This is a genomic window from Actinotalea soli (assembly GCF_017565425.1).
Taxonomy (GTDB): domain Bacteria; phylum Actinomycetota; class Actinomycetes; order Actinomycetales; family Cellulomonadaceae; genus Actinotalea; species Actinotalea soli.
The window spans coordinates 50,847-75,774 of the sequence record NZ_JAGEMK010000002.1; the positions used below are offsets into that span (position 1 = coordinate 50,847).

At 74.8% G+C, this 24,928-nt stretch carries 23 protein-coding genes; 11 read left to right on the forward strand and 12 right to left on the reverse strand.

Going from position 1 to position 24,928, the window contains the following annotated elements:
* Positions 1 to 155: 155 nt before the first annotated feature.
* From J4G33_RS04495 to J4G33_RS04515, 5 genes are read right to left on the reverse strand one after another with little or no spacing between them, the layout of a single operon-like run.
* Positions 156 to 803 (reverse strand): hypothetical protein, encoded by a 648-nt coding sequence (locus tag J4G33_RS04495; protein ID WP_208054749.1) that lies wholly within the window; start codon positions 801 to 803, stop codon positions 156 to 158.
* A complete protein-coding gene (locus J4G33_RS17720; protein ID WP_208054750.1) occupies positions 800 to 2,191 on the reverse strand; it encodes a DUF58 domain-containing protein in 1,392 nt (463 codons plus the stop codon). Before J4G33_RS17720 ends, J4G33_RS04495 begins: the two co-directional genes overlap by 4 nt.
* Before the next feature lies 1 nt (position 2,192).
* The gene (locus tag J4G33_RS04505) at positions 2,193 to 3,197 is read right to left on the reverse strand and encodes an AAA family ATPase (protein ID WP_208054751.1); all 1,005 of its coding nucleotides are present in this window, start codon (positions 3,195 to 3,197) and stop codon (positions 2,193 to 2,195) included.
* On the reverse strand, positions 3,194 to 3,757 hold the full coding sequence (locus J4G33_RS04510; RefSeq protein WP_208054752.1) for a hypothetical protein: 564 nt from the start codon (positions 3,755 to 3,757) through the stop codon (positions 3,194 to 3,196). The genes J4G33_RS04505 and J4G33_RS04510 overlap by 4 nt, the downstream gene beginning before the upstream one ends.
* Positions 3,754 to 4,545 carry a DUF4129 domain-containing protein gene (locus tag J4G33_RS04515; protein WP_208054753.1) on the reverse strand — a complete coding sequence of 264 codons (792 nt, stop codon included), beginning with the start codon at positions 4,543 to 4,545 and terminating at the stop codon, positions 3,754 to 3,756. Before J4G33_RS04515 ends, J4G33_RS04510 begins: the two co-directional genes overlap by 4 nt.
* A 67-nt stretch (positions 4,546 to 4,612) precedes the next feature.
* On the opposite strand from J4G33_RS04515, the gene purB reads away from it, so the two are divergent.
* Both purB and J4G33_RS17595 read left to right on the forward strand, forming a co-directional pair.
* The gene (purB, locus tag J4G33_RS04520) at positions 4,613 to 6,094 is read left to right on the forward strand and encodes an adenylosuccinate lyase (RefSeq protein ID WP_208054754.1); all 1,482 of its coding nucleotides are present in this window, start codon (positions 4,613 to 4,615) and stop codon (positions 6,092 to 6,094) included.
* Between the two features lie 55 nt (positions 6,095 to 6,149).
* Positions 6,150 to 7,550 (forward strand): methyl-accepting chemotaxis protein, encoded by a 1,401-nt coding sequence (locus J4G33_RS17595; RefSeq protein ID WP_305852915.1) that lies wholly within the window; start codon positions 6,150 to 6,152, stop codon positions 7,548 to 7,550.
* On the opposite strand, the gene J4G33_RS04530 is transcribed toward J4G33_RS17595, so the two are convergent.
* Positions 7,547 to 8,857 (reverse strand): glutamyl-tRNA reductase, encoded by a 1,311-nt coding sequence (locus tag J4G33_RS04530; RefSeq protein WP_243758624.1) that lies wholly within the window; start codon positions 8,855 to 8,857, stop codon positions 7,547 to 7,549. The genes J4G33_RS17595 and J4G33_RS04530 overlap by 4 nt on opposite strands.
* Positions 8,858 to 9,078: 221 nt before the next feature.
* Between J4G33_RS04530 and hemE the strand changes: the two genes are divergently transcribed.
* From hemE to J4G33_RS04575, 9 genes are all read left to right on the forward strand, one after another.
* Positions 9,079 to 10,032 (forward strand): uroporphyrinogen decarboxylase, encoded by a 954-nt coding sequence (gene hemE, locus J4G33_RS04535; RefSeq protein ID WP_372435027.1) that lies wholly within the window; start codon positions 9,079 to 9,081, stop codon positions 10,030 to 10,032.
* Complete coding sequence (locus J4G33_RS04540) at positions 10,032 to 11,432, forward strand: protoporphyrinogen/coproporphyrinogen oxidase (RefSeq protein WP_208054757.1); 1,401 nt, start codon at positions 10,032 to 10,034, stop codon at positions 11,430 to 11,432. The genes hemE and J4G33_RS04540 overlap by 1 nt, the downstream gene beginning before the upstream one ends.
* Positions 11,433 to 11,613: 181 nt before the next feature.
* Positions 11,614 to 12,309, forward strand: coding sequence for a hydrogen peroxide-dependent heme synthase (gene hemQ / locus J4G33_RS04545; RefSeq protein WP_208054758.1), 696 nt, complete (start codon positions 11,614 to 11,616; stop codon positions 12,307 to 12,309).
* A 44-nt stretch (positions 12,310 to 12,353) separates the two neighbouring features.
* Positions 12,354 to 13,556 (forward strand): ferrochelatase, encoded by a 1,203-nt coding sequence (locus J4G33_RS04550; RefSeq protein ID WP_208055183.1) that lies wholly within the window; start codon positions 12,354 to 12,356, stop codon positions 13,554 to 13,556.
* A 49-nt stretch (positions 13,557 to 13,605) separates the two neighbouring features.
* Positions 13,606 to 14,601: a hydroxymethylbilane synthase gene (hemC, locus tag J4G33_RS04555; protein ID WP_208054759.1), complete on the forward strand. Its 996-nt coding sequence runs from the start codon at positions 13,606 to 13,608 to the stop codon at positions 14,599 to 14,601.
* Positions 14,598 to 15,506 carry a uroporphyrinogen-III synthase gene (locus J4G33_RS04560; RefSeq protein ID WP_208054760.1) on the forward strand — a complete coding sequence of 303 codons (909 nt, stop codon included), beginning with the start codon at positions 14,598 to 14,600 and terminating at the stop codon, positions 15,504 to 15,506. Before hemC ends, J4G33_RS04560 begins: the two co-directional genes overlap by 4 nt.
* The gene (gene hemB, locus J4G33_RS04565) at positions 15,503 to 16,486 is read left to right on the forward strand and encodes a porphobilinogen synthase (protein ID WP_208054761.1); all 984 of its coding nucleotides are present in this window, start codon (positions 15,503 to 15,505) and stop codon (positions 16,484 to 16,486) included. Before J4G33_RS04560 ends, hemB begins: the two co-directional genes overlap by 4 nt.
* A complete protein-coding gene (gene hemL, locus J4G33_RS04570; RefSeq protein ID WP_208054762.1) occupies positions 16,486 to 17,808 on the forward strand; it encodes a glutamate-1-semialdehyde 2,1-aminomutase in 1,323 nt (440 codons plus the stop codon). Before hemB ends, hemL begins: the two co-directional genes overlap by 1 nt.
* 131 nt (positions 17,809 to 17,939) lie before the next feature.
* Complete coding sequence (locus tag J4G33_RS04575; RefSeq protein ID WP_208054763.1) at positions 17,940 to 18,905, forward strand: sensor domain-containing diguanylate cyclase; 966 nt, start codon at positions 17,940 to 17,942, stop codon at positions 18,903 to 18,905.
* 3 nt (positions 18,906 to 18,908) lie between these two features.
* On the opposite strand, the gene J4G33_RS04580 is transcribed toward J4G33_RS04575, so the two are convergent.
* The 6 genes from J4G33_RS04580 to J4G33_RS04605 form a co-directional block, all read right to left on the reverse strand.
* Entirely contained in the window at positions 18,909 to 19,097 is a 189-nt protein-coding gene (locus J4G33_RS04580; protein ID WP_208054764.1) for a hypothetical protein, read from the reverse strand.
* Between the two features lie 890 nt (positions 19,098 to 19,987).
* Complete coding sequence (locus tag J4G33_RS04585; RefSeq protein WP_307793748.1) at positions 19,988 to 20,671, reverse strand: response regulator; 684 nt, start codon at positions 20,669 to 20,671, stop codon at positions 19,988 to 19,990.
* Positions 20,668 to 22,107: a sensor histidine kinase gene (locus J4G33_RS04590; RefSeq protein WP_307793749.1), complete on the reverse strand. Its 1,440-nt coding sequence runs from the start codon at positions 22,105 to 22,107 to the stop codon at positions 20,668 to 20,670. Before J4G33_RS04590 ends, J4G33_RS04585 begins: the two co-directional genes overlap by 4 nt.
* Positions 22,108 to 22,213: 106 nt before the next feature.
* Positions 22,214 to 23,044: a hypothetical protein gene (locus J4G33_RS04595; protein ID WP_307793750.1), complete on the reverse strand. Its 831-nt coding sequence runs from the start codon at positions 23,042 to 23,044 to the stop codon at positions 22,214 to 22,216.
* 5 nt (positions 23,045 to 23,049) lie between these two features.
* Positions 23,050 to 23,937: a hypothetical protein gene (locus tag J4G33_RS04600; RefSeq protein ID WP_208054768.1), complete on the reverse strand. Its 888-nt coding sequence runs from the start codon at positions 23,935 to 23,937 to the stop codon at positions 23,050 to 23,052.
* The gene (locus J4G33_RS04605) at positions 23,934 to 24,860 is read right to left on the reverse strand and encodes an ABC transporter ATP-binding protein (RefSeq protein WP_208054769.1); all 927 of its coding nucleotides are present in this window, start codon (positions 24,858 to 24,860) and stop codon (positions 23,934 to 23,936) included. The genes J4G33_RS04600 and J4G33_RS04605 overlap by 4 nt, the downstream gene beginning before the upstream one ends.
* Positions 24,861 to 24,928: the final 68 nt, after the last annotated feature.

Consider the following 24,928-nt stretch of genomic DNA (forward strand, 5'->3'; position numbering starts at 1 on the left):
CACTCGCGCAGGGTTCAAGGCGCGTGATGCGTCCTGTGACCACCCGGAATGTCCCCTGCGACACCCCCGGGAAAGCCGGACTGACCAGTGGCGATACCGACCCTTGACCATGTCATGATCTCGTCGTGACACCCCCCCAGGTACCCGGTGGATCGTTACTCAGCCGAGACATTGGGGCGCCGGCGCAGCCATCCCCCGGGAACCAGGAGCACCACGACGGCCACCGCCGCAGCCACCGCCACGAGGCGGACCCAGCCCTGCCCGGGGCCCGGGCCGCCCAGTCCGCTGCGGACCCAGACCACGGCCAGGAGCATCACCTGGGCCACGACCTGCACGGCGAGCACCGACCGGCCGATCCGAGCCAGCAGCCGTCCCTCGACCAGGCTGCGCCAGCCCACGTGCTGCGCCAGGGCCGCCCCGCGCAGCACCAGGTGCACCGCGAGCACCAGCAGGGCAGCGCGCACCGTCTCCGCACCTCCCGCCGCGGGCTCCGCGAGCAGGTCGGGGCCTGAGAACACCCACAGGGCCACGAGCAGCAGGAAGACCGGGGCCGCGGGTGAGCCCGGCCACCACGTGACCGCCGCAGCCGCCCCGAGGCCGAAGGTCACGCCGACCGGTCCCGGTCCGGCGAGCAGCATCGCGCCCAGCATCGCCGCGGCCGGCACGAGCCGGACCAGGGCGCCGGGCACGGCGACGGCGAGGTCGAGCCGCACCTCGGGGGCCGGGGGAACGGCCGGTTCGACGCCCGGGCGGGGCGTCATCCGGAGCAGCGCCCGGAGCCGGTCGACGACGCCCGGGCTCACCTCCCGACCCCCGCCCCGGGCCGCCGGTGCGCGCGGGCGAGCTGCAGCAGCCCGCGGGTCGCCTCCTCGGGCTCGGCCCAGCGCACCAGCTCGCTGCCCCCGGCGACCAGCTCGGCGAGCCGGTCCTCGCGGTCCATCCGCAGGATCCGCAGGGCCAGCAGCTCGCGGCGCTCGAGGCCCTGCTCGCGCAGCCGCGGCAGCACGTCGACCGCGATCACGCGGTGCCCGGCCCGGCGCCACACCTGGGCGAGCTGCGCAGGCTCGGGATCGAGGAAGGTCGAGACCAGGTAGACCAGCGAGCCCGCGGGCAGGTGCGGGGCTCGCAGCCGGCGCGCGGGCTGCCCCTCGGGGCGGAGCAGAGCGAGCTGGTGGACGATGCGGTCGAGCTGGCGCCGCCCGGCCCCGGGGCGCAGGGCGCGTCGCCGGACGCCGAGGTCCTCGACCCCCACCCGGTCCCCCGCGCCGAGGTAGCCCTCGGCGATCGTCGCGGCCGCCTGCCGCGCGAGGTCGAGGGAGGTCGCGTCGTCGGGCCGGATGGGGCGCAGCCCGGACCAGGTCGAGACGTCGGGCCCGACGTCGTCCCGGGAGTCGACCACGAGGGTGACCGGGGCCTCGGCGAGGGCGACGGTGCGGCGCACGTAGAGCTCCTCGAGCTGCGGCGAGCGGCGAGCGGTGACCCGCCAGTCGACCCGCCGCGGGCTGTCCCCCGGGGCGAAGGGGTGCACGTCGCGCAGGCCTCCGCCGTCCCCCGGGCGCCGGGACTCGTGCTGGCCGGTGAGTCCCCTCAGGCGCAGCGGCAGGGGCAGCCCGGGCATCCGGCGCCCGCGCGGCAGCACCACGACGCGGCCCGCGGGCATCTGGCCGACCGGTCCGGTGAGGTAGGTGCCGGGCCCCAGGCCCTGGTGCTCGACCGCGAAGAGCTCCTGGGCCCCGGTGCGGACCGAGGTGGCGGACACCCCGAGCACCCGGGTGAGCGGCACGTCGACCAGGGCCTCGGTGGTGCCGTGGCTCAGCCGTCCGACCCGCAGCCGCACGGCCTCCGTGCCAGGGGGTGCCGTCAGCCGTACCCGGGCCTCGAGGCCACCCGAGCCGCCGGTCCCGCCGTCAGCCCTCTCGACGTCGACCCACACCTCGCCGCGCGGCCGGGTCCACAGCCCCCACAGCGAGCCGAGCACCGCGGGCACGCCCAGCAGGGCGAGGTCCGGGCGACCGCCCAGACCGCCCAGGGTGAGCAGCAGGAGCCCCGCGGCGAGGGACCAGGCCAGCAGGCCGCCGACGGCCCACGGCGCGCGGGCGCGCTCCTCGAGCCGGGCTCGCTCGGCGGCGCCGTCCGAGGGCGGCCGCAGACCCCACGGCTCGTCGCGCCCCTCCCACGCCCCGGCGGACACCTCAGGCCCCCGGGGTCGCCGCGGGGGTCGGCACCCGGCCCAGGACCTCACGCACCACGTCCTCGGCCGCGACACCGGCCGCCCAGGTCGACGGGGTCAGGGTGATCCGGTGGGCGAGGGCCGGCACGGCGACCTCCTTGACGTCCTCGGGGGTGACGAAGGACCGGCCCGAGAGCACCGCGAGCGCCCGGGACACCAGGACCAGGGCCTGCGAGCCGCGGGGGGAGGCCCCCACCTCGACGGCGTCGTGCTCACGGGTCGCCGCCGCGAGGTCCACGCAGTAGCCCAGCACGTCGGTGTCCACGTGCACGTCCTCGACGCCGGCCTGCATCGCCAGGAGGGTCGGGGCGTCCACCACGCGCCGGACCGGGGCCTCCTCGCGACGTCGGGCCAGACGGCGGGCGAGCACGTCGGTCTCGGCCGCGTGCGAGGGGTAGCCGACCGCGAGCCGCACCATGAAGCGGTCGAGCTGGGCCTCGGGCAGCGGGTAGGTGCCCTCGTACTCGACCGGGTTGGAGGTCGCCATGACGTGGAAGGGCTCGGCCATCGGGTAGGTGGTGCCGTCGACGGTGACCTGGCGCTCGGCCATGGCCTCGAGCAGGGCCGACTGCGTCTTGGGGGCGGTGCGGTTGATCTCGTCGGCGAGCAGCAGCCCGGCGAAGACGGGACCGGGGCGGAAGCGGAAGGCCGTGGCCTCGGGGTCCCACACGGCCGAGCCGGTGATGTCCGAGGGGAGCAGGTCCGGGGTGCACTGGATGCGCCGGAACTCCAGCCCCAGGGCCGTGGCGAGGCTGCGGGCCGCGAGGGTCTTGCCCAGGCCGGGCACGTCCTCGAAGAGCACGTGGCCCCCCGCGAGCACCGCGGCCAGGGCCGTGCGCAGGGCGCCGTGCATGCCGACGACCGCGGTGCCCACCTCGTCCAGCACCTCGGTGCAGGCCGCCGCGACCTTCCCCACCGGGAGGGGCTCGGTCTGGCGGCGGGGCTGGTCGGTGGAGTCCTGGGTCACTGCGGCTGCCTTCCGTCGGCGGTACGGGTGAGGTCGGGGTGGATCTGCTCGAGGGCGCGCACGCAGTGGGTGACCTCGTGCTGGGTCGGCATCCACCCGCCGGGGGCGCTGAGCACCCGCCAGGCGCGCTGGCCGACGAGCTCCTGGGCGCGGGCCGTGTGAGAGGGGTCCCCCTGGAGGGTCTCGTCGAGAGCCAGGCCGTGCCGTGCGAGCCGGCGCCGGGCCACGGCGCGCAGCTGGCGGACCGCGGCCTCGGAGACCTTGCCCTCACGCCCGACGAAGGCCCAGGTCAGGGTGGCTATCTCGCGCCGCGTGCCGTCGACGGCCTCGTAGCGGTCCTCGGGCCACACGTACTCCTCACCGACCGTGGCGGTCAGGGACAGGGCGACCACCACCGCGGTCACCGCCCCGACGAGCAGGGCGTCCGCCGGGTACAGGCCGACCATCGCGCCGACGAGGGTCACCGCGAGGCCCACGAGCACCGGGCGGGCTGCGGGCCGGCCCGCCACGGCCCACCACCCGCGCAGCGCCGCGGCACGCACGGCGGCTGCCCCCGTCACGCGTCACCCTCGAGCCCGGCGCCCAGGGTGGTGATCGCGGCGGTGGCCGCCGCGACGTCCTCGGGCCCCAGACGCTGACCCCCGAACCTGGCGCGCAGGTACAGGGCCAGCAGGGCGCGGGTCGCCCCGGGATCGACCGCGGTCCGGTCCAGGACGGTGACCGTGAACTCGGTCGGGGTCGACGACGGCGCCCGGGGCACCCCTGAGCGGGCCGCGGCCTCCTCGAGGGCGACCCAGGCCGCGATCACGGCGTCCCCCGGGTTCTGCAGGACCCTCAGCCGGGCCCCGGCCCCGGCTACGCCGTCGCGCAGGGCCGGCAGGTCGGGCTCGGCGTCGCTGCCGACGGCGACCACGCCCAGGGCAGCGACGTCGGCGGGGTCCGGGGGGCCGGGCTCCGAGCGCCCGGGCAGTCGGCGCCGCCACCACTGCAGCACCAGGAACGCGACGCCCAGGAAGACCAGGGTCAGCACCACGCCCGCGAGCCAGCGCAGGTCCCACGGCTCGACGTCGAGCCGCTCGAGCTCGCGGAGGAAGGGGTCCGCGGTGGGCGAGGGCACGGGTGGCTGGACGGCCTCGGGCAAGGGCTGCTCGACCGGCGCGCCGCGCGAGCGGAAGGTCAGCTCCCAGGGCCCGGCCAGGGCCCCCGCGACGACGGCCACTCCGACGAGCAGGACCGCGGCGACCCCGCGGGGCGGTGGACCGTCGGGGCGGCTCCGGACAGGGGGCGGCTCACCGACAGGGTCTGGCCCCCGCGGCCCCTCGGTGCCCGCCCTCGTCGTCCGGCCCACCGCCACATCATCCCAGCCGACGCGGGCTTCGCCCGGTGGGCCGACGCCCCGTGGAAGGATTGCCCGCATGTCGCAGACCGAGCCCGGGACCTCCTCGACCCACGCCTCCCACGCCGACGGCGGCCGCCGTCGGCTCGCCGAGGTCGACCCGCCGATCGCTCTCGGCCCCCTGGACGGGCGCTACCGGAAGGCCGTCGCCCCCTTGGTGGACCACCTCTCCGAGGCGGCTCTCAACCGTGAGCGCGTGCACGTCGAGGTCGAGTGGCTGATCCACCTGACCTCGCAGCAGGTGGTGCCCGGGGCTCCGGTGCTCACCGAGGCCGAGCGCGCCTACCTGCGCAGCGTGGTCGAGACCTTCGACGCCGGGACCGTCGCCGAGCTGGCCGAGACCGAACGGGTCACCGTGCACGACGTCAAGGCTGTCGAGTACCTGCTCAAGGCTCGGATCGCCCAGGCCTCCGAGGTGCTCGGCGAGGGCACCTCGCTCCCTGCGGTGAGCGAGCTGGTGCACTTCGCGTGCACCAGCGAGGACGTCAACAACCTCTCCTACTCCCTCATGGTGCAGGGCGCCGTCCAGCAGGTGTGGCTCCCGGCGGCACGGGCCCTCGTCGCCGAGCTCGCCGCCATGGCCCGCGAGCACGCCGGGGTCCCGATGCTGGCCCGGACCCACGGCCAGCCCGCCACCCCCACGACCCTCGGCAAGGAGCTCGCGGTCCTGGCCCACCGCCTGGGCCGCCAGCTGCGACGCATCGAGGGGGCCGAGTACCTGGGCAAGATCAACGGTGCGACCGGGACGTACGGAGCGCACCTGGCCGCCGTGCCCGAGGCCGACTGGGTCGGGGTCTCGCGCAGCTTCGTCGAGCACCTGGGCCTGACGTGGAACCCGCTGACCACCCAGATCGAGTCCCACGACTGGCAGGCCGAGCTCTACGCGGACGTCGCGCGGTTCAACCGCATCCTGCACAACCTGGCCACGGACGTGTGGACCTACATCTCGATGGGCTACTTCATCCAGGTGCGCGGCCAGGGCACGGTGGGGTCCTCGACCATGCCGCACAAGGTGAACCCGATCCGCTTCGAGAACGCCGAGGCGAACCTCGAGATGTCCAGCGCGCTGCTGGACACCCTGGGCGCGACCCTGGTGACCTCACGGCTGCAGCGGGACCTCACGGACTCCACGACACAGCGCAACATCGGACCGGCCTTCGGCCACTCGCTGCTCGCGATCGACAACGTGCGGCGTGGCCTCGCGGGCCTCGACGCGGACCCGGCTGCGATGGCCCGCGACCTCGACGCGAACTGGGAGGTGCTCGGCGAGGCCGTCCAGTCGGCGATGCGCGCCGCGGGGGTCGCGGGGGTGCCCGGCATGGACGAGCCGTACGAGCGGCTCAAGGAGCTGACCCGCGGTCGCCGCATCACCGGAGAGGACCTGCGCGCCTTCGTCGCGACCCTGGGCCTGCCCGAGGACGTCGCGGCACGGCTCAGCGCCATGACCCCCGCCTCGTACACGGGGGCTGCCGAGGAGCTCGTGGGGCTGCTCGACCTCTGAGGCGTTTCACCCCCGCACCCCCTCAGACCTGCGCGAACGCGTCCGATCACATGGCATGACCCTTCCCCCTGGGGGCCGGACGACGCCGTCACCCGCCGCGTCCCGGCCTGGCCCAGCCCCGAGCACGACCGCCCCGCAGCTGAGCGGACCCGCCCGGTGGCTCCCCCGCGGGGTGCGCCTCGACGAGGCCTCGTTCCGGACCCGGCACGACGCGTTGTCCTGGGTGCTGGCCGCGCACGTCCCGGTGCTGGCGGCGCTCGCCCCGTTCTGGCACCCCGGCGGGCACCACGCCACCGGGGGCGACCACGCGTGGATGGGGTGGGTGGGCCTCGGCCTGATCCTCGCGCTCCTGGTCGTCGGGCGCGTCGGCGGCTCCCAGCTGGTGCGCGCCGCGGCCGTGAGCAGCGGGCTGGTGCTCTCGAGCGTGGTCCTGGTGCACGTCTCGGGCGGGATCACCGACCTGCACCTGCACTTCTTCGTCGTCGTGGCCTTCGTCGCCCTCTACCAGGCGTGGACGCCCTTCCTCGTGGCGGTCGCGATCGTGGCGGTGCATCACGTCGGGATGAGCCTGGTCGACCCGTCGCTGGTCTTCTCGGAGGGTGAGGCGCAGGCCAACCCGCTGCTGTGGGCGAGCATCCACGCCGTGCTGCTGCTCGCCGAGTGCGCGGCACTGGCCACGAGCTGGAAGTTCACCGAGCAGGCCGACGCCTCCCGGCGGGTCGAGCAGGCCCGTGCCGAGGCGACCGCCGCCGAGCAGCTCGCGGCCCAGGCCGAGCTCGCCGAGTCCCAGCAGCGCGCGGCAGCCGAGGCCCAGCGCGGGCTCGAGGCCCGTCAGGAGCGCACGGTCGAGCTCGAGCGTCGGCTGGTCACCCTGACCGCTGCCGGTGCGAACCTGACCGACGGCGCGGAGAACGCCGCGCAGGTCATGGACGGGCTGGTCGAGGCGGCCTCGGAGATCGGTCAGGCAGCGTCCCAGGCCTCGACCTCGGCCCAGGACGCCGCCGCGAAGGTCTCCGCCTCGGCGGCCACCATGCGTGGCCTCGAGGAGGCCACCAGCCAGATCGCAGAGATCGCCCGCACCATCACCTCGATCGCCGAGCAGACCAACCTCCTCGCCCTCAACGCGACCATCGAGGCCGCCCGCGCCGGTGAGTCGGGCAAGGGCTTCAGCGTGGTCGCCCAGGAGGTCAAGGAGCTCGCCGGGCAGACGGCTCGTGCGACCGACCAGATCGAGGCCGTCGTGGCGAGCGTCCAGAGCGGCACCCAGGAGGCCCTGGTCGGGACCAGCGGCATCGACCGGGCGATCGCCGAGGTGGTCCACGCCCAGACGACGATCGCCGCGGCGGTCGAGGAGCAGGGTGCGGCCACCGGCCAGGCCCGGTCCTCGATCGGCGCGATGACCTCCGCCGTCCAGCAGGTCACGCAAGAGGTCGCGGCGATGGCGAGCGGCTCCTAGACGGGACCGTCCGGGGCCGGGCCGTCTGTCGCTGGGCCCTCGGGCTCGATGCCGAAGACCGCGGCCAGGCCGTCGCGGTACTCCTCGGCGCGCCCCGCCCGGGCGTGCTCGCGGGCCCGGACCGTGGGCTGGTGCAGCAGGGCGGCGCTGACCCGCCGCAGCGAGCGCTCGACCTGGGCCGCTGCCTCGGGTCCCTGCCGGGCGGCGACCCGGGCGACCTCGGCGGCGACCTGGGCCTCGACGCGCGCGCGCAGGGCCACGACCTCGGGCACGAGCTCCTGCTCGGCGAGCCCGGCCTCGAACTCGGCGGCGCTGCGGGCGACGATCTCGAGCCCGGCCTCGACCGCGGGGCTCACGGTGGTGGGCGAGTGCTGCTGCACGGTCGCGAGGTCGATGAGGTGCACGCCGGGCACCTGGGCGGCCTGGGGGTCGATGTCGTGGTGCAGGGCCAGGTCGATGAGGACCACGGGGCGCGGCCGCCCGTCGTCGTCCACCGACCGGCGGCGCGCGTCGACCACCATCGCGGCGTCGACCACCGGCCCGAGGGCACCGCTGCAGGACAGCACGACGTCGGCCCGGGCGAGCTGGGCGTCGAGGGTCCCGGGCTCGACGGCCTCGAGCCCGCGCTCGGCCGCGAAGCCTGCGGCCCGCCCCGACGGCGAGTGGACGGCGACGTCCGTGACGCCCCGAGCGCGCAGGGCCGTCACGCTGGCCCCGGCGTAGGAGCCGGTGCCGACCAGGAGGACCCGGGCCTGGGCGAGCTCGAGGTCGCTCTCGACGAGGGCCTCGGCGGCGAGGTCGAGGGCGACACCGACCACCGAGCGGCCCGTGCCGCCGAGCCCGGTCTGGGCACCCACGGCCCGCGAGGTGCGCGACGCGGTCTGGAAGAGGCGCTCGAGGCGCGGGGAGGTCGTGCGCTCGGTGCGGGCGGTGTGCAGGGCGCGGCGCACCTGCCCGGCGACCTCGCGCTCACCGATGACCATCGAGTCCAGGCCCGAGGCCACCGCGAAGAGGTGCCGGCCGACCTCGGGACCCACCCGCGCCTGCAGGGAGTCCTGCACGTCGGCCTGCGGGAGGCCGCTGGTGCGGGCGACCGTGGCCGTCACGGCGTCGAGGGCGGTCTCGGGACCGGCACAGGTCTCGGCGACATCCAGGTACACCTCGAACCGGTTGCACGTAGCGAGCACGACGCAACCGGTGATCTCGTGGCTGTCCGCCACGACCTCGGAGCCGACGGAGTGCGCTCCCGAGCTCAGCTGCTCGAGGACATCCAGGTCCAGATCGCGGTGGGACGCCGTCAGGGTCATCAGCACCACAACGGCCCGATTGAACCAGGCGGAAGAATGTTCGGCACAATCGCAGGGTGAATCTCCCTCAGAACCATCCCTTGATCGACGGCCGCACGGCCGGTTCCGCGCTCGTCCGGGCATTCCGCGCGGGCCGTGACGGGCATTCTCGTGACGAAGGCCACACGGCCTCCGCGGGCCCGGTGACCACCTCGCGGACGGGGCACGTCCCGGTGTGGTTCATGCGTCAGGCCGGCCGGTCCCTGCCCGAGTACCGGGCCCTGCGCGAGGGCACCGCGATGCTCGACGCCTGCCTGGACCCGGCCATGGCGAGCGAGATCACCCTGCAGCCCGTGCGCCGCCACGGGGTGGACGCCGGGATCTTCTTCAGCGACATCGTGGTGCCCCTGCTGCTGGCCGGGGTGGACGTGGACATCGTCCCGGGCACCGGCCCGGTCTTCGCGGACCCGGTCCGCACCGCGGCCGACGTCGCCCGGTTGCGTCCGATCGACCCCGCGGCCCTCGCGCCGATCACCGAGGGGGTGGCCCGCACGGTCGCCGAGCTCGGCCAGACCCCGCTCATCGGCTTCGCCGGGGCACCGTTCACCCTGGCCAGCTACCTGGTCGAGGGCGGCCCGTCGAAGGACCAGCTGCGGGCCCGCACGCTCATGCACGCCGAGCCCGAGACCTGGCAGGCCCTCATGGACTGGGCGGCCGACGTGACCGGGGCGTTCCTGCGGGCGCAGGTGCTCGCCGGCACCAGCGCCGCGCAGCTCTTCGACTCGTGGGCGGGCTCGCTGTCCCTGGCCGACTACGAGGCGTACGTGGCCCCGGCGTCACGCCGGGCGCTGACCCACGTGGCCGACCTCGACGTGCCGGTGGTCCACTTCGGCACCGGCACGGGTGAGCTGCTCGCGGCCATGCGGGACGTCGGCGCCGACGTCGTCGGGGTGGACCACCGCATCGGGCTGGCCGAGGCCAACCGACGCCTCGGCGGGACGACCGTGGTGCAGGGGAACATCGACCCCGCGCTGCTCGGAGCCCCGTGGCCGGCCCTCGAGGCCCACGTCCGCGAGGTCATCGCGCAGGGCAGCGAAGCCCCAGGTCACGTGCTCAACCTGGGTCACGGCGTGCCCCCGACCACCGACCCCGAGGTGCTCACGCGCATCGTCCGCCTGGCCCACGGGGAGCTGTGATGCCCGCTCCCGTGGTCGTCGTCGGGGGTGGGGTCGCGGGTCTGGTCACGGCCCGAGACCTCGCGATCGCGGGACGCGAGGTGGTGCTCCTCGAGGCGCGGGACCGCCCCGGTGGCTGCATCGGCGTGCACGAGGTCGACGGGCTGCGGCTCGACGCGGGGGCGGAGTCCTACGCGACCCGCTCCCCCGCCGTCCCGCGGCTGATCGAGGAGCTGGACCTGGCCGAGGACGTCGTGCTCCCGGCCGCGGGGGCGGCGTGGGTGCACGGTCCGCACGGCGCCGCCCCGCTGCCCCGCACGGGCGCCCTGGGCATCCCAGGGACGCCGTGGGCCGCCGACGTGCGGCGGGCGGTCGGGGTGCTGGGCGCGGCCCGGGCGGGCCTGGACCGCTGGCTGCCGGCCCGCGTGGGCCTGGGCGCCGAGCCGGTGAGCCTGGGCCAGCTGGTGCGGGCGCGCCAGGGCCGTCGCGTGCTCGACCGCCTCGTGGACCCCGTGGTCACCGGGGTCCACTCGGCCCGGCCCGACGACGTCGACCTGGGGGTGCTGCCCGGGCTGCGTGAGCTGGTGCTCGAGCACGGGTCGCTGGCCGGCGCCGTGACGGCGATGCGCGCCGCCGCCCCCGCCGGAGCCGCCGTCGCGGGCCTGCGGGGTGGGATGAACCGCCTGGTCACGGCCCTGTGGGAGGACTCCGTGGCGCAAGGGGTCGACGTCCGCACCGGGACTCGCGCCGAGTCCCTCGAGCGGGCCGGGGGCACCTGGACCATCGGCACGACGGCGGGCCCGGTGGTGGCCTCGCAGGTGGTGGTGGCCCTCGACAACGACGCCGCCGTGCGCCTGCTCGCCCCGCACGCCCCGGCCGCCACCGCGATGACCGGGCCGCCCAACGGGGTGGTGCTCGCGACCCTCGTGGTCGACGCCCCGGTGCTCGACCAGGCCCCGCGCGGGACCGGGGTGCTCGTCGCCCTGGGCGCCCCCGGGGTGCGGGCCAAGGCCCTGACCCACGCGACGGCGAAGTGGGCCTGGCTCGCGCAGACCGCGGGGCCCGGGCGGCACGTGCTGCGCCTGTCCTACGGCTGGGCGGGACGGCCCGCGGGCCCCTCGGCCGAGGCATCCCCCGAGGTCGCGGCGGACCTCGGCGACGACCTGCGCGAGACGGCCCTGGCAGACGCCGCGACGCTGCTGGGCGTGCCCCTCGAGCTCGACCAGGTGCGCGGGTTCGGGCGGACGACGTGGCGCCACGGCCTCAACCCGACGCGGCCCGGGCACGGCGCCCAGGTGGCTCGGCTGCGGGCGGAGCTCACCGCCCAGCCGGGGCTGCACGCCGCGGGGGCGTGGCTCGCAGGGACCGGTCTGGCGGCCGTGGTGGCCGACGCCCGCCGGGTCGCCGCCTCCCTCGTGTGAGACCTGTCACGCGACCGGTCGGAATAGATCGAGGAGGACACCGGAAAGGCATCGTCGCCACCCCCGGGAACAGGAGGGATCTCCCTTTCTGACATGGTGTCCGAATGTTCTGACGACCTGTCATCTCAGGTGCGGGCGCCGTGGATTTTCGCATTTCCTTCTGCTCCACCAGACTTCACCCATGACCTCTGCAGCCGATGCCGTGCAGGACGTCCCCGAGCCCGGGGCCTGGACCCTCTGGACGGTGCTGCGCCGTCCCGACGCGCCGACCTACCCGCGGCCCACCACGCCCCTGCCCGACCTCGCCCACGCCGCCGTCGAGCCCGGCGAGGGTGTCGAGCTGCGCGGGGTCTACGACGTCTCGGGCATGCGCGCCGACGCCGACCTGATGATCTGGCTGCACGGCGAGAGCCCCGAGGGCCTGCAGGCCGCGATCCGCCGGCTGCGCCGCACCACCGAGCTCGCCCCGCTCACCCCGAGCTGGTCCGCCATGGGGGTGCACCGCCCGGCCGAGTTCAGCGCCAACCACCTGCCGGCCTACATGCGGGACACCACGCCCAAGCAGTGGATCACCGTGTACCCCTTCGTCCGGTCCTACGAGTGGTACCTGCTGCCGACCGAGGAGCGTCGTGCGATGCTCGGTCAGCACGGCCGCATGGGCCGTGAGTACCCCCAGGTGCTGTCCAACACGGTCGCCTCGTTCACGCTGGGCGACTACGAGTGGATCCTCGGTCTCGAGGCCGACGAGCTCGTGGAGCTGGTCGACCTCATGCGCTACCTGCGTGAGACCGACGCGCGTCGCCACGTGCGCGAGGAGGTCCCCTTCTTCACCGGACGGCGCATCGAGGTCGACGAGGTCGCGGAGGTCCTGCTGTGAGCACACCGGTCGAGTCCGGTCCTGAGTTCGTCCGAGCCACCGAGGTGGGGCCGCAGACGCTGCCCGACCGTGAGCCGCAGGCCCCCGCGCCCTACGACGCGATCCTGCTGGTCTCCTTCGGCGGCCCCGAGGGCCAGGACGACGTCCTGCCGTTCCTGCGGAACGTCACCCGCGGCCGCGGCATCCCGGACGAGCGCCTCGAGGAGGTCGCGCACCACTACCGCCACTTCGGCGGGGTGAGCCCGATCAACGACCAGAACCGAGCCCTGCAGGCCGCGCTGGCCGCCGAGCTCGAGTCCCGTGGCATCGACCTTCCCGTGCTGTGGGGCAACCGCAACTGGGACCCCTTCCTCACCGACGCCGTGCGTGAGGCCCACGCGGCGGGCCACCGGCGCCTGCTCGCCGTGGTGACCAGCGCGTACTCCTCGTACTCCTCCTGCCGCCAGTACCGCGAGGACCTCGCCGAGGCCCTCATCGAGACGGGCCTCGAGGGCGAGATGCACATCGACAAGGTGCGCCAGTACTTCGACCACCCCGGCTTCGTCACCCCCTTCGTCGAGGGCGTGCGCGAGGCGCTGCTCCGCACCCAGGAGAAGCTCCCCGAGATCGACCTGGCGCGCGAGGCCCACGTGCTCTTCGCGACCCACTCCATCCCGACGACGACGGCGGTGTCCTCGGGCCCGCCCGTCGCGAACCTCGGGCCCGACGGCGCGTACGCCGCCCAGCACCGTGCCGTGGCCGAGGTCGTCATGGCCAGCGCCGGGGCCGGCGGCGACCTGGGGACGGGTGGCTCGGCGGCCCACCTGGCCGCGGTGCCGTGGTCCCTGGTCTACCAGTCCCGCAGCGGCGCCCCGAGCACCCCGTGGCTCGAGCCCGACATCAACGACGCGATCACCGAGCTCGCCGAGCAGGGCACCAAGGCCGTGGTCATCGTCCCGCTGGGGTTCGTCTCGGACCACATGGAGGTCCTGTGGGACCTCGACGAGGAGGCCATGGAGACGGCCACCGAGGCCGGCCTGCACGCCGAGCGCGTCCCCACCCCGGGCATCCACCCGGCCTACGTGGGCGGGCTGATCGACCTGGTGACCGAGCGCCTCGCCGTCGCTGGCGAGGCCTCCGGCCCCGCCAGCGAGGTCAAGGCCCGTCCCGCGCTCACCCCGCTGGGGCCCTGGTACGACGTGTGCCGGCCCGGCTGCTGCGCCAACCCGCGCGGCCCCAAGCCGGCCCTGTCCGGGATCGCCCCCTGATCCCCGCGGGCCACCCGCGCGGGGCCCGCGCCGGGAGGGCGACGCGGCGATGAGCGCGGCCACGAGCACGGTCCGGATCGGCACCCGGGGCAGCGCCCTGGCGCTGACCCAGACCGGCCACGTCGCCGACGCCCTGCGCGCCACGACGGGCTGGGAGGAGGAGCAGGTCGAGCTGGTGCGCGTGCGCACCGAGGGCGACGTGCTCACCGGGTCCCTCGCCTCCCTGGGCGGGACCGGCGTCTTCGTGGTGGCCCTGCGCGAGGCCCTGCTCATGGGTCGCTGCGACCTCGCCGTGCACTCCCTCAAGGACCTGCCCACGGCCGAGGCCCCCGCCCTCACCGTCGCGGCGGTGCCCCGGCGCGAGGACCCGCGCGACGCCCTGTGCGCCCGCGACGGCCTGGGGCTGATGGACCTGCCGGCCGGGGCGACCGTGGGCACCGGCTCACCCCGTCGCGCCGCCCAGCTGCTCGCCTCCCGGCCGGACCTGCAGGTCGTCGACATCCGCGGCAACGTCGGCACCCGCCTAGGCCGCGTGCCCGGGCTGGGCGACGGCCCCGGGGACCTCGACGCCGTGGTGCTCGCCGCCGCCGGCCTGCGACGCCTCGACCTGGACGAGGGCGTGGTGAGCGAGCTGCTCGACCCGACCGTGCTGTGCCCCGCCCCGGGCCAGGGCGCCCTGGCCATCGAGTGCCGCACCGAGGACGCCGAGCTGCGTGACACCCTCGCGGCCCTCGACCACGAGCCCACCCGGCTGGCCGTCACCGCCGAGCGCACCCTGCTGGCCGACCTCGAGGCTGGCTGCGCGGCCCCGCTCGGCGCCCTCGGCACCCTCGACGGCGACCGCCTCTACCTCGACGCCGTCGTGCTCCGGCCCGACGGCGGGGCGCAGCTCCGTGCCTCCTCCTCGGTGCAGCTCGGGTCCGCGAGCCGCGCCGACCGCGACGCCGCCGCCCGGGGCCTGGGCTCGGAGCTCGCGCGCCGACTCCTGGCCGAGGGGGCGGCCGAGCTCGCCGGGCTCGGTCAGCACCAGGGCGGCACCCCGTGACCGGCCTCGCCCTGGAGGGGTGGCCCGTGCTGGTCCCGCACGGGGGTGAGTGGGGGGAGAAGGTCACCGGCCTGCTCGCCCGCCACGGGGCGGTCGCGACCGTGGTCCCGCTGATCGAGTTCGCCCCGCCCGAGGACGTCGCCGCCCTCGACGCCGCCCTGGTCCGCCTCACCGAGGGCGCCTACGACTGGGTCACCATCACCAGCGGCACCACGGTCACGGCCCTCGCCGGCCGCGCCGCGGGGATCGTCAACCCCACCTCCCCCGCGGCCCGCACCCCCAGCACCGCCCTCGCGGCGATGATCGGCCGCACCCAGCTCGCCGCCGTCGGGCCCGGGACGGCCCGGGTGCTCGAGCGGCACGGCCTGACCCCGCACCTGGTGCCCACCGGGGAGTACTCGGCCCGAGGGCTGGTCGCGGAGTTCCCCCCGCCGCCGCTCTCGGCAGACCCGAGCGCCCCGAGCAGCGCCCGCGTGCTGTCCCCGCACTCCGACCTCGCCGAGCCGACCGTGGTCGACGGGCTGCGAGCGGCAGGCTGGGAGGTCGACGACGTGATCGCCTACCGCACCGTGAGCGGCCCGCAGCCGAGCTGCGAGCTGCGCGAGGACGTGCGGTCCGGGGTGTTCCGCGCCGTGCTGCTGAGCTCGGCGAGCACCGTGACCAACCTGCTCGAGCTCGTGGGCCCGCCGCCCGCGCGCACCCTCGTCTGCTGCATCGGACCGCGGACCGTCCGCGCCGCCGAGGCCGCCGGGCTCGAGGTGCACGTGGTGCCTGAGCACGCCACGGCCGAGGACCTGGTCGAGGCCCTCGCGCAGCACGGCCGGGCCCAGCACGGCCGCGCCACCTCCACCGACGCCCCCTCCTCCGACGTCGTCTCCTCCCCCGAGCCTCCGAGGTCCTCATGACCCACCTGCCGATCCGGCCGCGCCGGCTGCGCACCACCCCCGCGATGCGTCGACTGACGGCCGAGACCCACGTGCTGCCGAGCCAGCTGGTGCTGCCGATGTTCGTGCGCGAGGGGGCCACCGAGCCCGTGGCGATCTCCTCCATGCCGGGGCAGGTCCAGCACAGCCGGGACAGCCTGCGGGCCGCGGTCACCCAGGCCGCCGAGGCCGGGGTCGGCGGCGTCATGCTCTTCGGCGTCCCCGCCGAGCGGGACGCGACCGGCTCGGCCGCCTGCGACCCCGACGGCGTGCTGAACCTCGCCCTGCGTGACGTGGTCGCCGAGGTGGGGGACGCCGTCGTCGTGCAGGCGGACCTGTGCCTGGACGAGTTCACCGACCACGGGCACTGCGGGGTGCTGGACCCCCGCGGGCGGGTGGACAACGACGCGACCCTCGAGCACTACCGCGCGATGGCCCTCGCGCAGGCCCGGGCCGGGGCGCACCTGCTGGGGCTCAGCGGGATGATGGACGGGCAGGTCGCGGCCGTGCGGGAGGCCCTCGACGAGGCCGGGCACACCGACGTCGCGCTGCTCGCCTACGCCGCCAAGTACGCCTCGGCCTTCTACGGGCCGTTCCGGGAGGCCGTCGAGTCGACCCTCTCGGGGAACCGCCGCAGCTACCAGCTCGATCCTGCGAACCGGCGCGAGGGGGCCCGCGAGGCGGTGCTCGACGTCGCCGAGGGGGCCGACGTCGTCATGGTGAAGCCGGCGATGAGCTACCTGGACGTGCTGGCCGACGTCGCCGCGCTGAGCGAGGTGCCGGTGTGGGCGTACCAGGTGTCCGGGGAGTACGCGATGGTCGAGGCGGCCGCCGCGCAGGGCTGGATCGATCGCCGGGGCGCGATCACCGAGTCGGTGCTGGGCATCCGGCGCGCCGGGGCCGAGGCTGTGCTGACGTACTGGGCGGTCGAGCTCGCGGGCTGGCTGCGAGAGGGGATCTGATGGACACCACACGTTCTGAGGCGCTGTTCGCCGCCGCGCAGGGGGTCATGCCCGGTGGGGTGAGCTCCCCCGTGCGCGCCTTCGGGTCGGTCGGCGGGACACCCCGCTTCATGGCCTCGGCCCGCGGGCCCTGGATCACCGACGCCGACGGCAACGAGTACGCGGACCTGGTCGGCTCGTGGGGCCCGGCGATCCTGGGCCACGCCCACCCCGCCGTCGTCGCCGCCGTGCAGGAGGCCGCCGCGCTGGGACTGACCTTCGGGGCGCCCACCGCGCGCGAGACCGAGCTCGCCCTCGAGGTGCAGCGCCGCGTGCCCGCCGTCGAGCGGCTGCGCTTCGTGTCGACCGGTACCGAGGCCACGATGACGGCGATCCGGCTGGCCCGCGGGGTGACCGCCCGGCCTCTCGTGGTGAAGTTCGCGGGGTGCTACCACGGGCACCTCGACGGCCTGCTGGCCGCAGCAGGCTCGGGGGTCGCGACCCTCGCGCTGCCCGGCTCGGCGGGGGTCACCGAGGCCGTCGCGGCCGAGACCCTCGTGCTGCCCTACAACGACCTGACCGCGGTCGAGGAGGCCTTCGCCACCCACGGGGACCGGATCGCCGCGGTCATCACCGAGGCCGCCCCCGCCAACATGGGGGTGGTGCCGCCGCTGCCCGGGTTCAACCGGGCCCTGCACGAGGTGTGCTCGCGGCACGGCGCGCTCCTCGTCATGGACGAGGTGCTCACCGGGTTCCGCGCCGGCCCCGGGGGCTGGTGGGGTCTCGAGGGCGCCGAGGAGGGCTGGGAGCCGGACCTGCTGACCTTCGGCAAGGTGGTCGGCGGCGGTCTGCCGGTGGCCGCGGTCGGTGGGCGGCGCGAGGTCATGGAGCACCTCGCGCCCCTCGGCCCCGTCTACCAGGCGGGCACGCTGTCGGGGAACCCGGTCGCCACGGCTGCCGGCCTCGCGACCCTGCAGCACGCCGATGCCGCGGTCTACGCACGGGTCTCGACCGTGGCCGATGCGATCGCCACGGGCCTGAGCGACGCGCTCGGCGCGGCAGGTGTCGCGCACTCGATCCAGCGGGCCGGGACCCTGTTCAGCGCGGCCTTCGTCGACCCGGCCGAGGGCCCCGTCACCGACTACACCCGCGCGCAGTCCCAGGACGTGTTCCGCTACGCGCCGCTGTTCCACTCGCTGCTCGAGCAGGGGGTGCACGCCCCGCCGAGCGTCTTCGAGGCCTGGTTCGTCTCGGCCGCGCACGACGACGCCGCGGTCAACCGCATCCTCGAGGCGTTGCCCGCGGCGGCCCGGGCTGCTGCTGCGGCGACCCCCGTCTCGTAGGGTTCGCGGGCGGCGGGAACTCCCGCCGCCCGAGCGGGTCGCCGACGTCATGATCACCCGCTCGGAGGGCTCAGCGACGGACGGGGGCGGCCGATGGGACGGCAACACCAGCCCCCGCGGAAGGCCCCCCGTTGCACGACAGCCCGGACAGTGCCGAGACCACCGAGCGCGTCCCTCCCCGCGGCGACGACTGGTACGTGCCGGGCGGTCGGGGTCAGCCCGTGACCGGGGATCCCGGCAGCCGGGGCCTGGGTGAGGTCCTCGACCTGCTGACCGAGCGCATCGTCCGGTACCGCGTGGCCGACCTGCGGATCCTCTACTGCAACCGCGCCTGGGCCGGCGCCCTGCACTCCACGCCCGACCAGCTCATCGGCCAGACCATGCGCACGGTGCTGCCCCCGAACGAGCTCGTGGGGCTCGAGCAGCAGGTGGCGCGCTTCTGCCCCGGCACCACCTTCCTGACCGGCAACGTCCAGCGCTCGGTGGACCGGTGGATCGAGTGGACCGACCTATTCCTCGACGCCCCCGACGGCGGCGAGGTGCTCGCCGTCGGGCGTGACGTCACCGAGCGCCGTGAGGCCGAGCTGCAGCTCGCCGCGAGCGAGGAGCGCTACCGGGGCCTGGCCCTGCGCGACGAGCTGACGGGGCTGGCCAACCGCCGCCTGCTCGACGAGCTGCTCACGAACGCCCTCGCGCGGTCCCGTCGGCAGGGCGACCAGCTCGTGGTCAGCTACCTCGACCTGGACGGCTTCAAGGAGATCAACGACGTGCACGGCCACAGCGTGGGCGACGCGGTGCTCGCCGAGCTGGGCGCCCGCCTCGCCGCCGGCATGCGGGACGCCGACGTGGTGGCCCGGGTGGGCGGGGACGAGTTCGTCGTGGTGCAGGAGTGCCCCGTCGGCATGAGCGAGCGGGTGGCCGAGCGGCTAGCCACCGTGATCGGCGAACCCATCGAGACCCACGGCCTGACCCTGCGGTGCGCCGCGAGCACCGGGAGCGTCGTCGCCGAGGCTCACCAGGACGCCGCGGCCCTGCTGACCGCCGCCGACGAGGCGATGTACGCGGTCAAGCGAGGTCGGCGGGCCGGGGTGCGTTGACCCTCAGTCGCGCGCCTTTCCGTGACTGCGCCGATAGCGCACGAGCGCTGGCCAGGCGATGAACAAGAGCAGCAGCCCGGGCACCGCCGCGAGCGGCGCACCATCAGCACTTGTGATGAGGACCACCGTTCCGATCACGATCAGCACGGTGCCGATGATGACAAGGACAGTCGCAACCCTGAGCTTGCTCATGAAAACCCCACCCCTGACCACATCCCGCAGAAGTCCCGCCTAAAAGTCCCAGAAAAGAACCAAGCCAGCCAGGGCACAACAGAAGACCATACCCGCCGCCGTGACCCAGACGGGCACTTCCTCGTGGTCCCCTTGCATCCTCCTGGAGAATGCCGTCAGACGTTGACGGAAAACGAACTGGCCAACCCCCATCGCCACCGCGAGTACCGCGATCGGAATCGCTTCAGTGTTCACTCTTCTTCCTCTGCGCTTCTCGAACGATGGTGTCGCATCCGACGAAAGTTGCGGAGTGCGAACGGTGCAATCACCAGCATGAGCGCGATACCGGCCACGGCCCCGTAGTCCATCGTCGACCTCTCTCTACTCCCAGGCACTCCATACCCTTGGCCCCAAGCTCCCCGCAGCGTCTCGTCGTCACTCGATGGCGCAGTACCGTAGGGGCGCCTCTCCGAAGCGGTGGCGCAGCCTTGGTGGGCGTCAAGACCTCATCCATCCACCGGGAACCGGGGCCACCACCCCTGACCTACCGAACCTGCGGCCGAGGACGCGGTTGGTGCAGTATTCCCCGGTATTCCTGCACGGGCATCCGTTCGCCACGTCGGATCCGCTTTCGCCATGAATTCACCAGGAGGGGGACGGCGATCGCCGTGTAGAGCGAGACGGGGACAAGCCAGTTCTCCCAGATGACTCTTCCCATGAAGAAGGCCGAGACGAGACAGAGCGCGAAGACAGCGAGCGCCGGGCCAAAGCGGTACCGAGGGCTATTGTTCGCGTCACGGTATGCCACTGCTGCAACCCGCCCTTCCTGGTGATGCCCCACCTTGCCACGGCGGCACCGAGCCCGCCAGCACTGCCCCGAAAGCCCCGCACGTGCGGTCGGCCCGAGTGCGCTAGCGCTCCGGCCCGCCCCTCCCGACGAGCCCGCACTCGTACGCGATGATCACGGCCTGCACGCGGTCGCGCGCCCCGAGCTTGGCGAACACGTTGCCCACGTGGGTCTTCACGGTGGTCTCCGACACCACGAGCTCGGCCGCGATCTCGGAGTTCGACCCGCCCTCCGCCATGAGCCGCAGGACGTCGAGCTCGCGCGGTGTCAGCGCGCTCAGACGGGGGTCCGGGCCTTCCTCGGTCACGACCTCGCCGTCGGCCGGCAGATGGGGCGCGAAGAGATCGAGCATGCGGCGCAGGACGCGCGGTGCGACGACCGCGGTGCCGGCAGCGACCGTGCGGATCGCATCGACGAGCTCGTCGGGACGGGCCGACTTCAGCAGGAATCCGCTCGCACCGGCGCGCAGGGCGGCGAATGCGAGGTCGTCGACGTCGAAGGTCGTGAGCACCAGCACGCGTGAGCCTGGGTGGTCGCCGACGACGCGACGGGTCGCCTCGATGCCGTCCATGCCAGGCATGCGGATGTCCATGAGAACGACCTCGGGCGCCAGGGCAGCCACCTGGTCGAGAGCCACCTGACCGTCGGCTGCCTCGCCGACCACCTCGAGGTCAGGCTCGGACTCGATGACCATCCGGAACCCGACGCGTTGCAGCGTCTGGTCGTCGACCAGCAGGACCGTGGTCACCGTGCGCGCTCCTCCTCCGGGGGCCACGGCAGCACCGCGTGCACCCGCCATCCGCCCTCAGGCCGTGGGCCCGCCGAGGCGTCCCCGCCGAGCAGGGCGGCGCGCTCGCGCATCCCGATGATCCCACGCCCGGTGCCGGTACCGGTGCCGGGGCGCGTGCCGCCGCTGTCGAGCACCTCCAGCTCGACGCTCGTCGCCGTGCGGCGGACGGCGACCTCGACCGAGGGGGTACCCGGTGCATGGCGCAGCACGTTGGTGAGCGCCTCACCGAGGATGCGCAGCACGGCGAGGCGCACGGTGGTGTCCTGCGGAAGGTCGGCGTCGAGGCCGGTGGCTTCGACCTGGACCCCCGCGGCTCTGAAGCGGTCGACGAGCGTCGGCAGGTCGACCTCGGTGGGAGCCGCACGGTGGTCGCCGTCGCCGTCGGCGGGCCCGAGAGCGCCCAGGACGCCCTGCATGTCGAGCAACGCCGAACGTCCCGTCTGGGCGATCTGCCGCACAGCGTCGCGGGACATGCCGGGGGCGCGCTCGAAGGCGGCGTCAGCCCCGTCGGCCAGGGTCACCATGACGGACACGTTGTGGGCGACGACGTCGTGCATCTCCCGGGCGATGTGCGCGCGCTCGGCGGCCCGCGCGAGCGCCGCGCTCTGGTCGCGCTCGCGCGCCAACGCGCGGTAGCGCTCGACGAGCTCCTGCGCATGCAACCGGCGGGACCGCGCTGCCGTCCCCACGGCCACGCCCAGCAGCAGGAGCGTGTGCAGCAGGAGGAGGGAGGTGGAGCGGCTCGCCGGCGAGAACGGCGGCTCCGCGAGGTCCCGCGCCGGCTCCCACGGCTCCGCGGTGGTGGCCACCGAGAACCACGCCACGTTCTCGATGATGCCGAGGTTCTCCCACCGCCACACCGCCACGCTCAGGACGACGAGGACGGCGCCGAAGACGCCCCACGTGACCCGCGGCTCGCGTGCCGCCGCGACGCTGTAGAGCGCGCACGCCACGCACACGCCCAGGACCCCGAGAACGTCGCCCACGAGCAGGGAGACGACGCTCGCGCCCGTGAGCAGCGCGGTCACCGTGATGGGCCGCGCACGGCGCAGCAGCAGGAGTGCGGCGCCGACGAGGACGCCACTGACCCACGTCACCGTGACGACGTCCTCGATGCGTGAGTCCTGCGGGTAGAGCCCGAGGTAGCGGGCGCCGACCGCGGCCTCCCACGCGAACAGCAACCCCACGAAGCCCACCAGCAGCACCCCGACGACGACCGCGAGGTCCATGACCCAGGGTCGGGCGACGACGAGCCGGGCGACCGGGCTGCCACCACGGACGTGCGCCTCGGTGAGCGCCGGTTCGTCCGGTGCGCCGACCCCACCGACCCACGCGCCGGGCGCTGCCCCGGCCCGCGCTCCGGGGTGCTCCCCGGTCGGCCGTCGGATCACCACGGCTCCACTGTCCCACCGCCGGTCATCGGTGCTCGGCGAGGACCCGCCGGAGGGGCCCACCGACGGCGGGGCGGTCGGTCGCCCGACCTCCCCCGCCGCCGCGTCGTCAGCGGACGTCATGGCGCGCAAGCCGGTGCGCCGCCGCGGCGAGCACCACCACCACCCACGCGAGGACGACGGCCCCGCCGCCCCACTCCCCGAGCCGTGGCCCGAGCGTGGCGGCGTCCAGGGCTGCCAGGGCGGCGTCGTCCTCGACGAGCCGTGAGCCGGACGACGGCAGGAACGCGCGGATCGTGTCCGTGACCCGACCGGGGTTCGCCGCGAGCAGCTGGTCCCCGAGGAGGATCAGCACCACACCGCCGACGATCGTGGCCGCGGGATGACGCAGCAGCGCGCCGAGGCCCACCCCGAGCAGCGACACCGCGACGGAGGCCAGCACGAAGCCCAGCAGGGCTCGGGACGTGCCCGGAACGGCGAGGTCCAACGCGGGGGCGTCCCCCGCGCGGGCCCCCGCCGTGGCGAGGTACGACGCGCCCAGTGCGGCGAGCGCCGTGGTGAGCGCCGCCACGAGCGTGACCTGGACCTGGGCGGCAAGGACAGGAAGCCTGCGGGGCACCGTCGTGAAGGTGCTGCGCGCCGTCCCGGTCACGTAATCCGACGTCCCCAGCAGTCCACCCAGCACGAGGAACCCCACCTGAGCGAGCACGAATCCCGAGGTCACGACCCACGAGCCAGACCGGCCGTCCTCCGGCCCGACGAACATCCCCAGCCCGAACGCGGTCGCTGCCGCGACGGCCACGGTGCCCAGCGCGAGCCAGGCGTTCGACCGCACGCTCGTGAGCTTGGTCCACTCGGCACGGAGCACCCGGAACCCGGTGGGAGCGGTGCGAGCCGGAGACCCGTGCGCCGTCCGCTCGGACACGGGTCCCTGCGCCACGGCGGTCACCGTACGTCCCGCGTGCGCAGTCGCACGCCCGTGGCCGCGAGCAGCACCAGGACCCAGCCACCGAGGACGAGCCCGCCACCCAGCGGGCTCATGTCGGGACTCCCGGCCACCGGCTGGTAGGAGGCGGGCACGGTCATCTCCTGCGCCGCGCCACCGGGGGAGAACGTCAGGAGCATGCCCGGGACGGTGATCGGGCCGGGTCCCTCCCCGGTGCTGCTGAAGGACGCCGGGTCGGCGGGTTCGCTGGCCATCTCGCCGGCCAGCGTCAGCATGACGGGCAGGAGCAGCACCACGACCAGCGCCGTCACCATGGCCGGGACCGTCCGACGCAGGATCACACCGAGCGCGAACCCGAGGAGTGCCAGCCCGACGACGAACAGCGTCATGGCGAGCAGCACCGCGGGCGTCTCGCCCGCGGTCAGGTCGAGCGGGATGTCACGCGACGCGGCCGCGGGCAGGACACCGAGGACGCAGGCGACCGTCGCCAGGACCCCCAGCCCGAGCGCGAACGCCGCCACGACGAGCGTCTGGGCGGCGAGCACCGGCCATCGCCGCGGGACCAGCGTGAACGTGGTCCGGAACGCACCGGTGCGGTACTCACCCGCACCGGCGAGCACGCCGAGCACGAGCGGGCCCACCTGTGCCAGCACCAGGCCCGACGACAGGGAGTCGAACGGCTGGAACCCCGGGTCGCCCGAGGACGCCTGGGCGCTCAGGTAGGTGATCGCGGCAGCCACCGCGACGGTCACCCCGGCGACCCACCACGGGGAGCGCAGCGAGGTGAGCTTGGTCCACTCGGCGGCCAGCAGACGGACGAACGTCGGGCCGGAGCGCGTGGCAGCAGCCGCGCGTGCCGTACCGGGCGTCGTGCTCGTGACACTCATCGCGCACCGCCCTGGGTGCCGGCCGCGCGGTACTCGACCGCGTCACCCGTCAGCTGCAGGTACGCCTCCTCGAGCGTCCCCGACTCGGCGCTGAGCTCGAGGACGGTCACCCCGCACCGGCGTGCCACGGTGCCGACGTCGTCGACCGATGCACCGCGCACCTGCAGGACGCCGCCCTCCTGGGGGGCTACCTGGGCGCCGGTGGCGATGAGCTCGCGGGCCAGCGGCTCCGGATCGGTCGTGCGTACCCGCACGGCACCGGCACGCTCGGAGCGGGCGACGATCTCGTGGACCGTCGCGTCGGCGAGGAGCCGTCCGCGGCCGATGATGACGACCCGGTCGGCGCACAGTGCCAGCTCGTGCATGAGGTGCGAGGAGAGGAGCACCGTGCGGCCCTCTGCCGCGAGGTCCCGGACCAGCCGCCGGATCCACAGCACCCCGTCGGGGTCCAGGCCGTTGACGGGCTCGTCGAGGATCAGGGTAGCGGGATCACCCAGCAGGGCCCCGGCGATGCCGAGCCGCTGGCCCATGCCGAGGGAGAACGTGCCCGCCCGGCGGGTCGCCACCGACTCGAGGCCGGTCTGCGCGATGACCTCCCGCACCCGCGCCTTGCCGATGCCGTGGGTCTGCGCCATCGCCAGCAGGTGCTTGTACGCGGTGCGGCCGGGGTGCACCGAGCGGGCGTCGAGCATGACCCCCACCGCGTGCAGCGGTGCGGGCAGATCCGCGTACCGCTGGCCGGCGACCTTGGTCGATCCGGAGGTCGGGCGCTCGAGGCCCACGACCACGCGCATCGTCGTCGACTTCCCCGCGCCGTTGGGCCCGAGGAACCCCGTGACCGTCCCGGGTCGCGCGGTGAACGTCAGCCCGTCCACCGCCGTCGTGCTGCCGTAGCGCTTGGTCAGCGCCTCCACCTCGATCATCGCCATCTCCTTCACCGGGTCTGCGCCCCGTGCGGGGCGTCCGTCGGCGACGCTACGGAGACGGGCAG

Bases quoted from the DNA above. Each gene is read 5' to 3' on its own strand.
- J4G33_RS04580 (WP_208054764.1), bottom strand. From the start codon at position 19,097: ATGAGCAAGCTCAGGGTTGCGACTGTCCTTGTCATCATCGGCACCGTG.
- hemB (WP_208054761.1), top strand. From the start codon at position 15,503: ATGACCCACCTGCCGATCCGGCCGCGCCGGCTGCGCACCACCCCCGCG.
- J4G33_RS04540 (WP_208054757.1), top strand. From the start codon at position 10,032: ATGCCCGCTCCCGTGGTCGTCGTCGGGGGTGGGGTCGCGGGTCTGGTC.
- J4G33_RS17595 (WP_305852915.1), top strand. From the start codon at position 6,150: ATGACCCTTCCCCCTGGGGGCCGGACGACGCCGTCACCCGCCGCGTCC.
- J4G33_RS04605 (WP_208054769.1), bottom strand. From the start codon at position 24,860: ATGATCGAGGTGGAGGCGCTGACCAAGCGCTACGGCAGCACGACGGCG.
- J4G33_RS04530 (WP_243758624.1), bottom strand. From the start codon at position 8,857: ATGACCCTGACGGCGTCCCACCGCGATCTGGACCTGGATGTCCTCGAG.
- purB (WP_208054754.1), top strand. From the start codon at position 4,613: ATGTCGCAGACCGAGCCCGGGACCTCCTCGACCCACGCCTCCCACGCC.
- J4G33_RS04600 (WP_208054768.1), bottom strand. From the start codon at position 23,937: ATGAGTGTCACGAGCACGACGCCCGGTACGGCACGCGCGGCTGCTGCC.
- hemQ (WP_208054758.1), top strand. From the start codon at position 11,614: ATGACCTCTGCAGCCGATGCCGTGCAGGACGTCCCCGAGCCCGGGGCC.
- hemC (WP_208054759.1), top strand. From the start codon at position 13,606: ATGAGCGCGGCCACGAGCACGGTCCGGATCGGCACCCGGGGCAGCGCC.
- hemL (WP_208054762.1), top strand. From the start codon at position 16,486: ATGGACACCACACGTTCTGAGGCGCTGTTCGCCGCCGCGCAGGGGGTC.
- hemE (WP_372435027.1), top strand. From the start codon at position 9,079: ATGCGTCAGGCCGGCCGGTCCCTGCCCGAGTACCGGGCCCTGCGCGAG.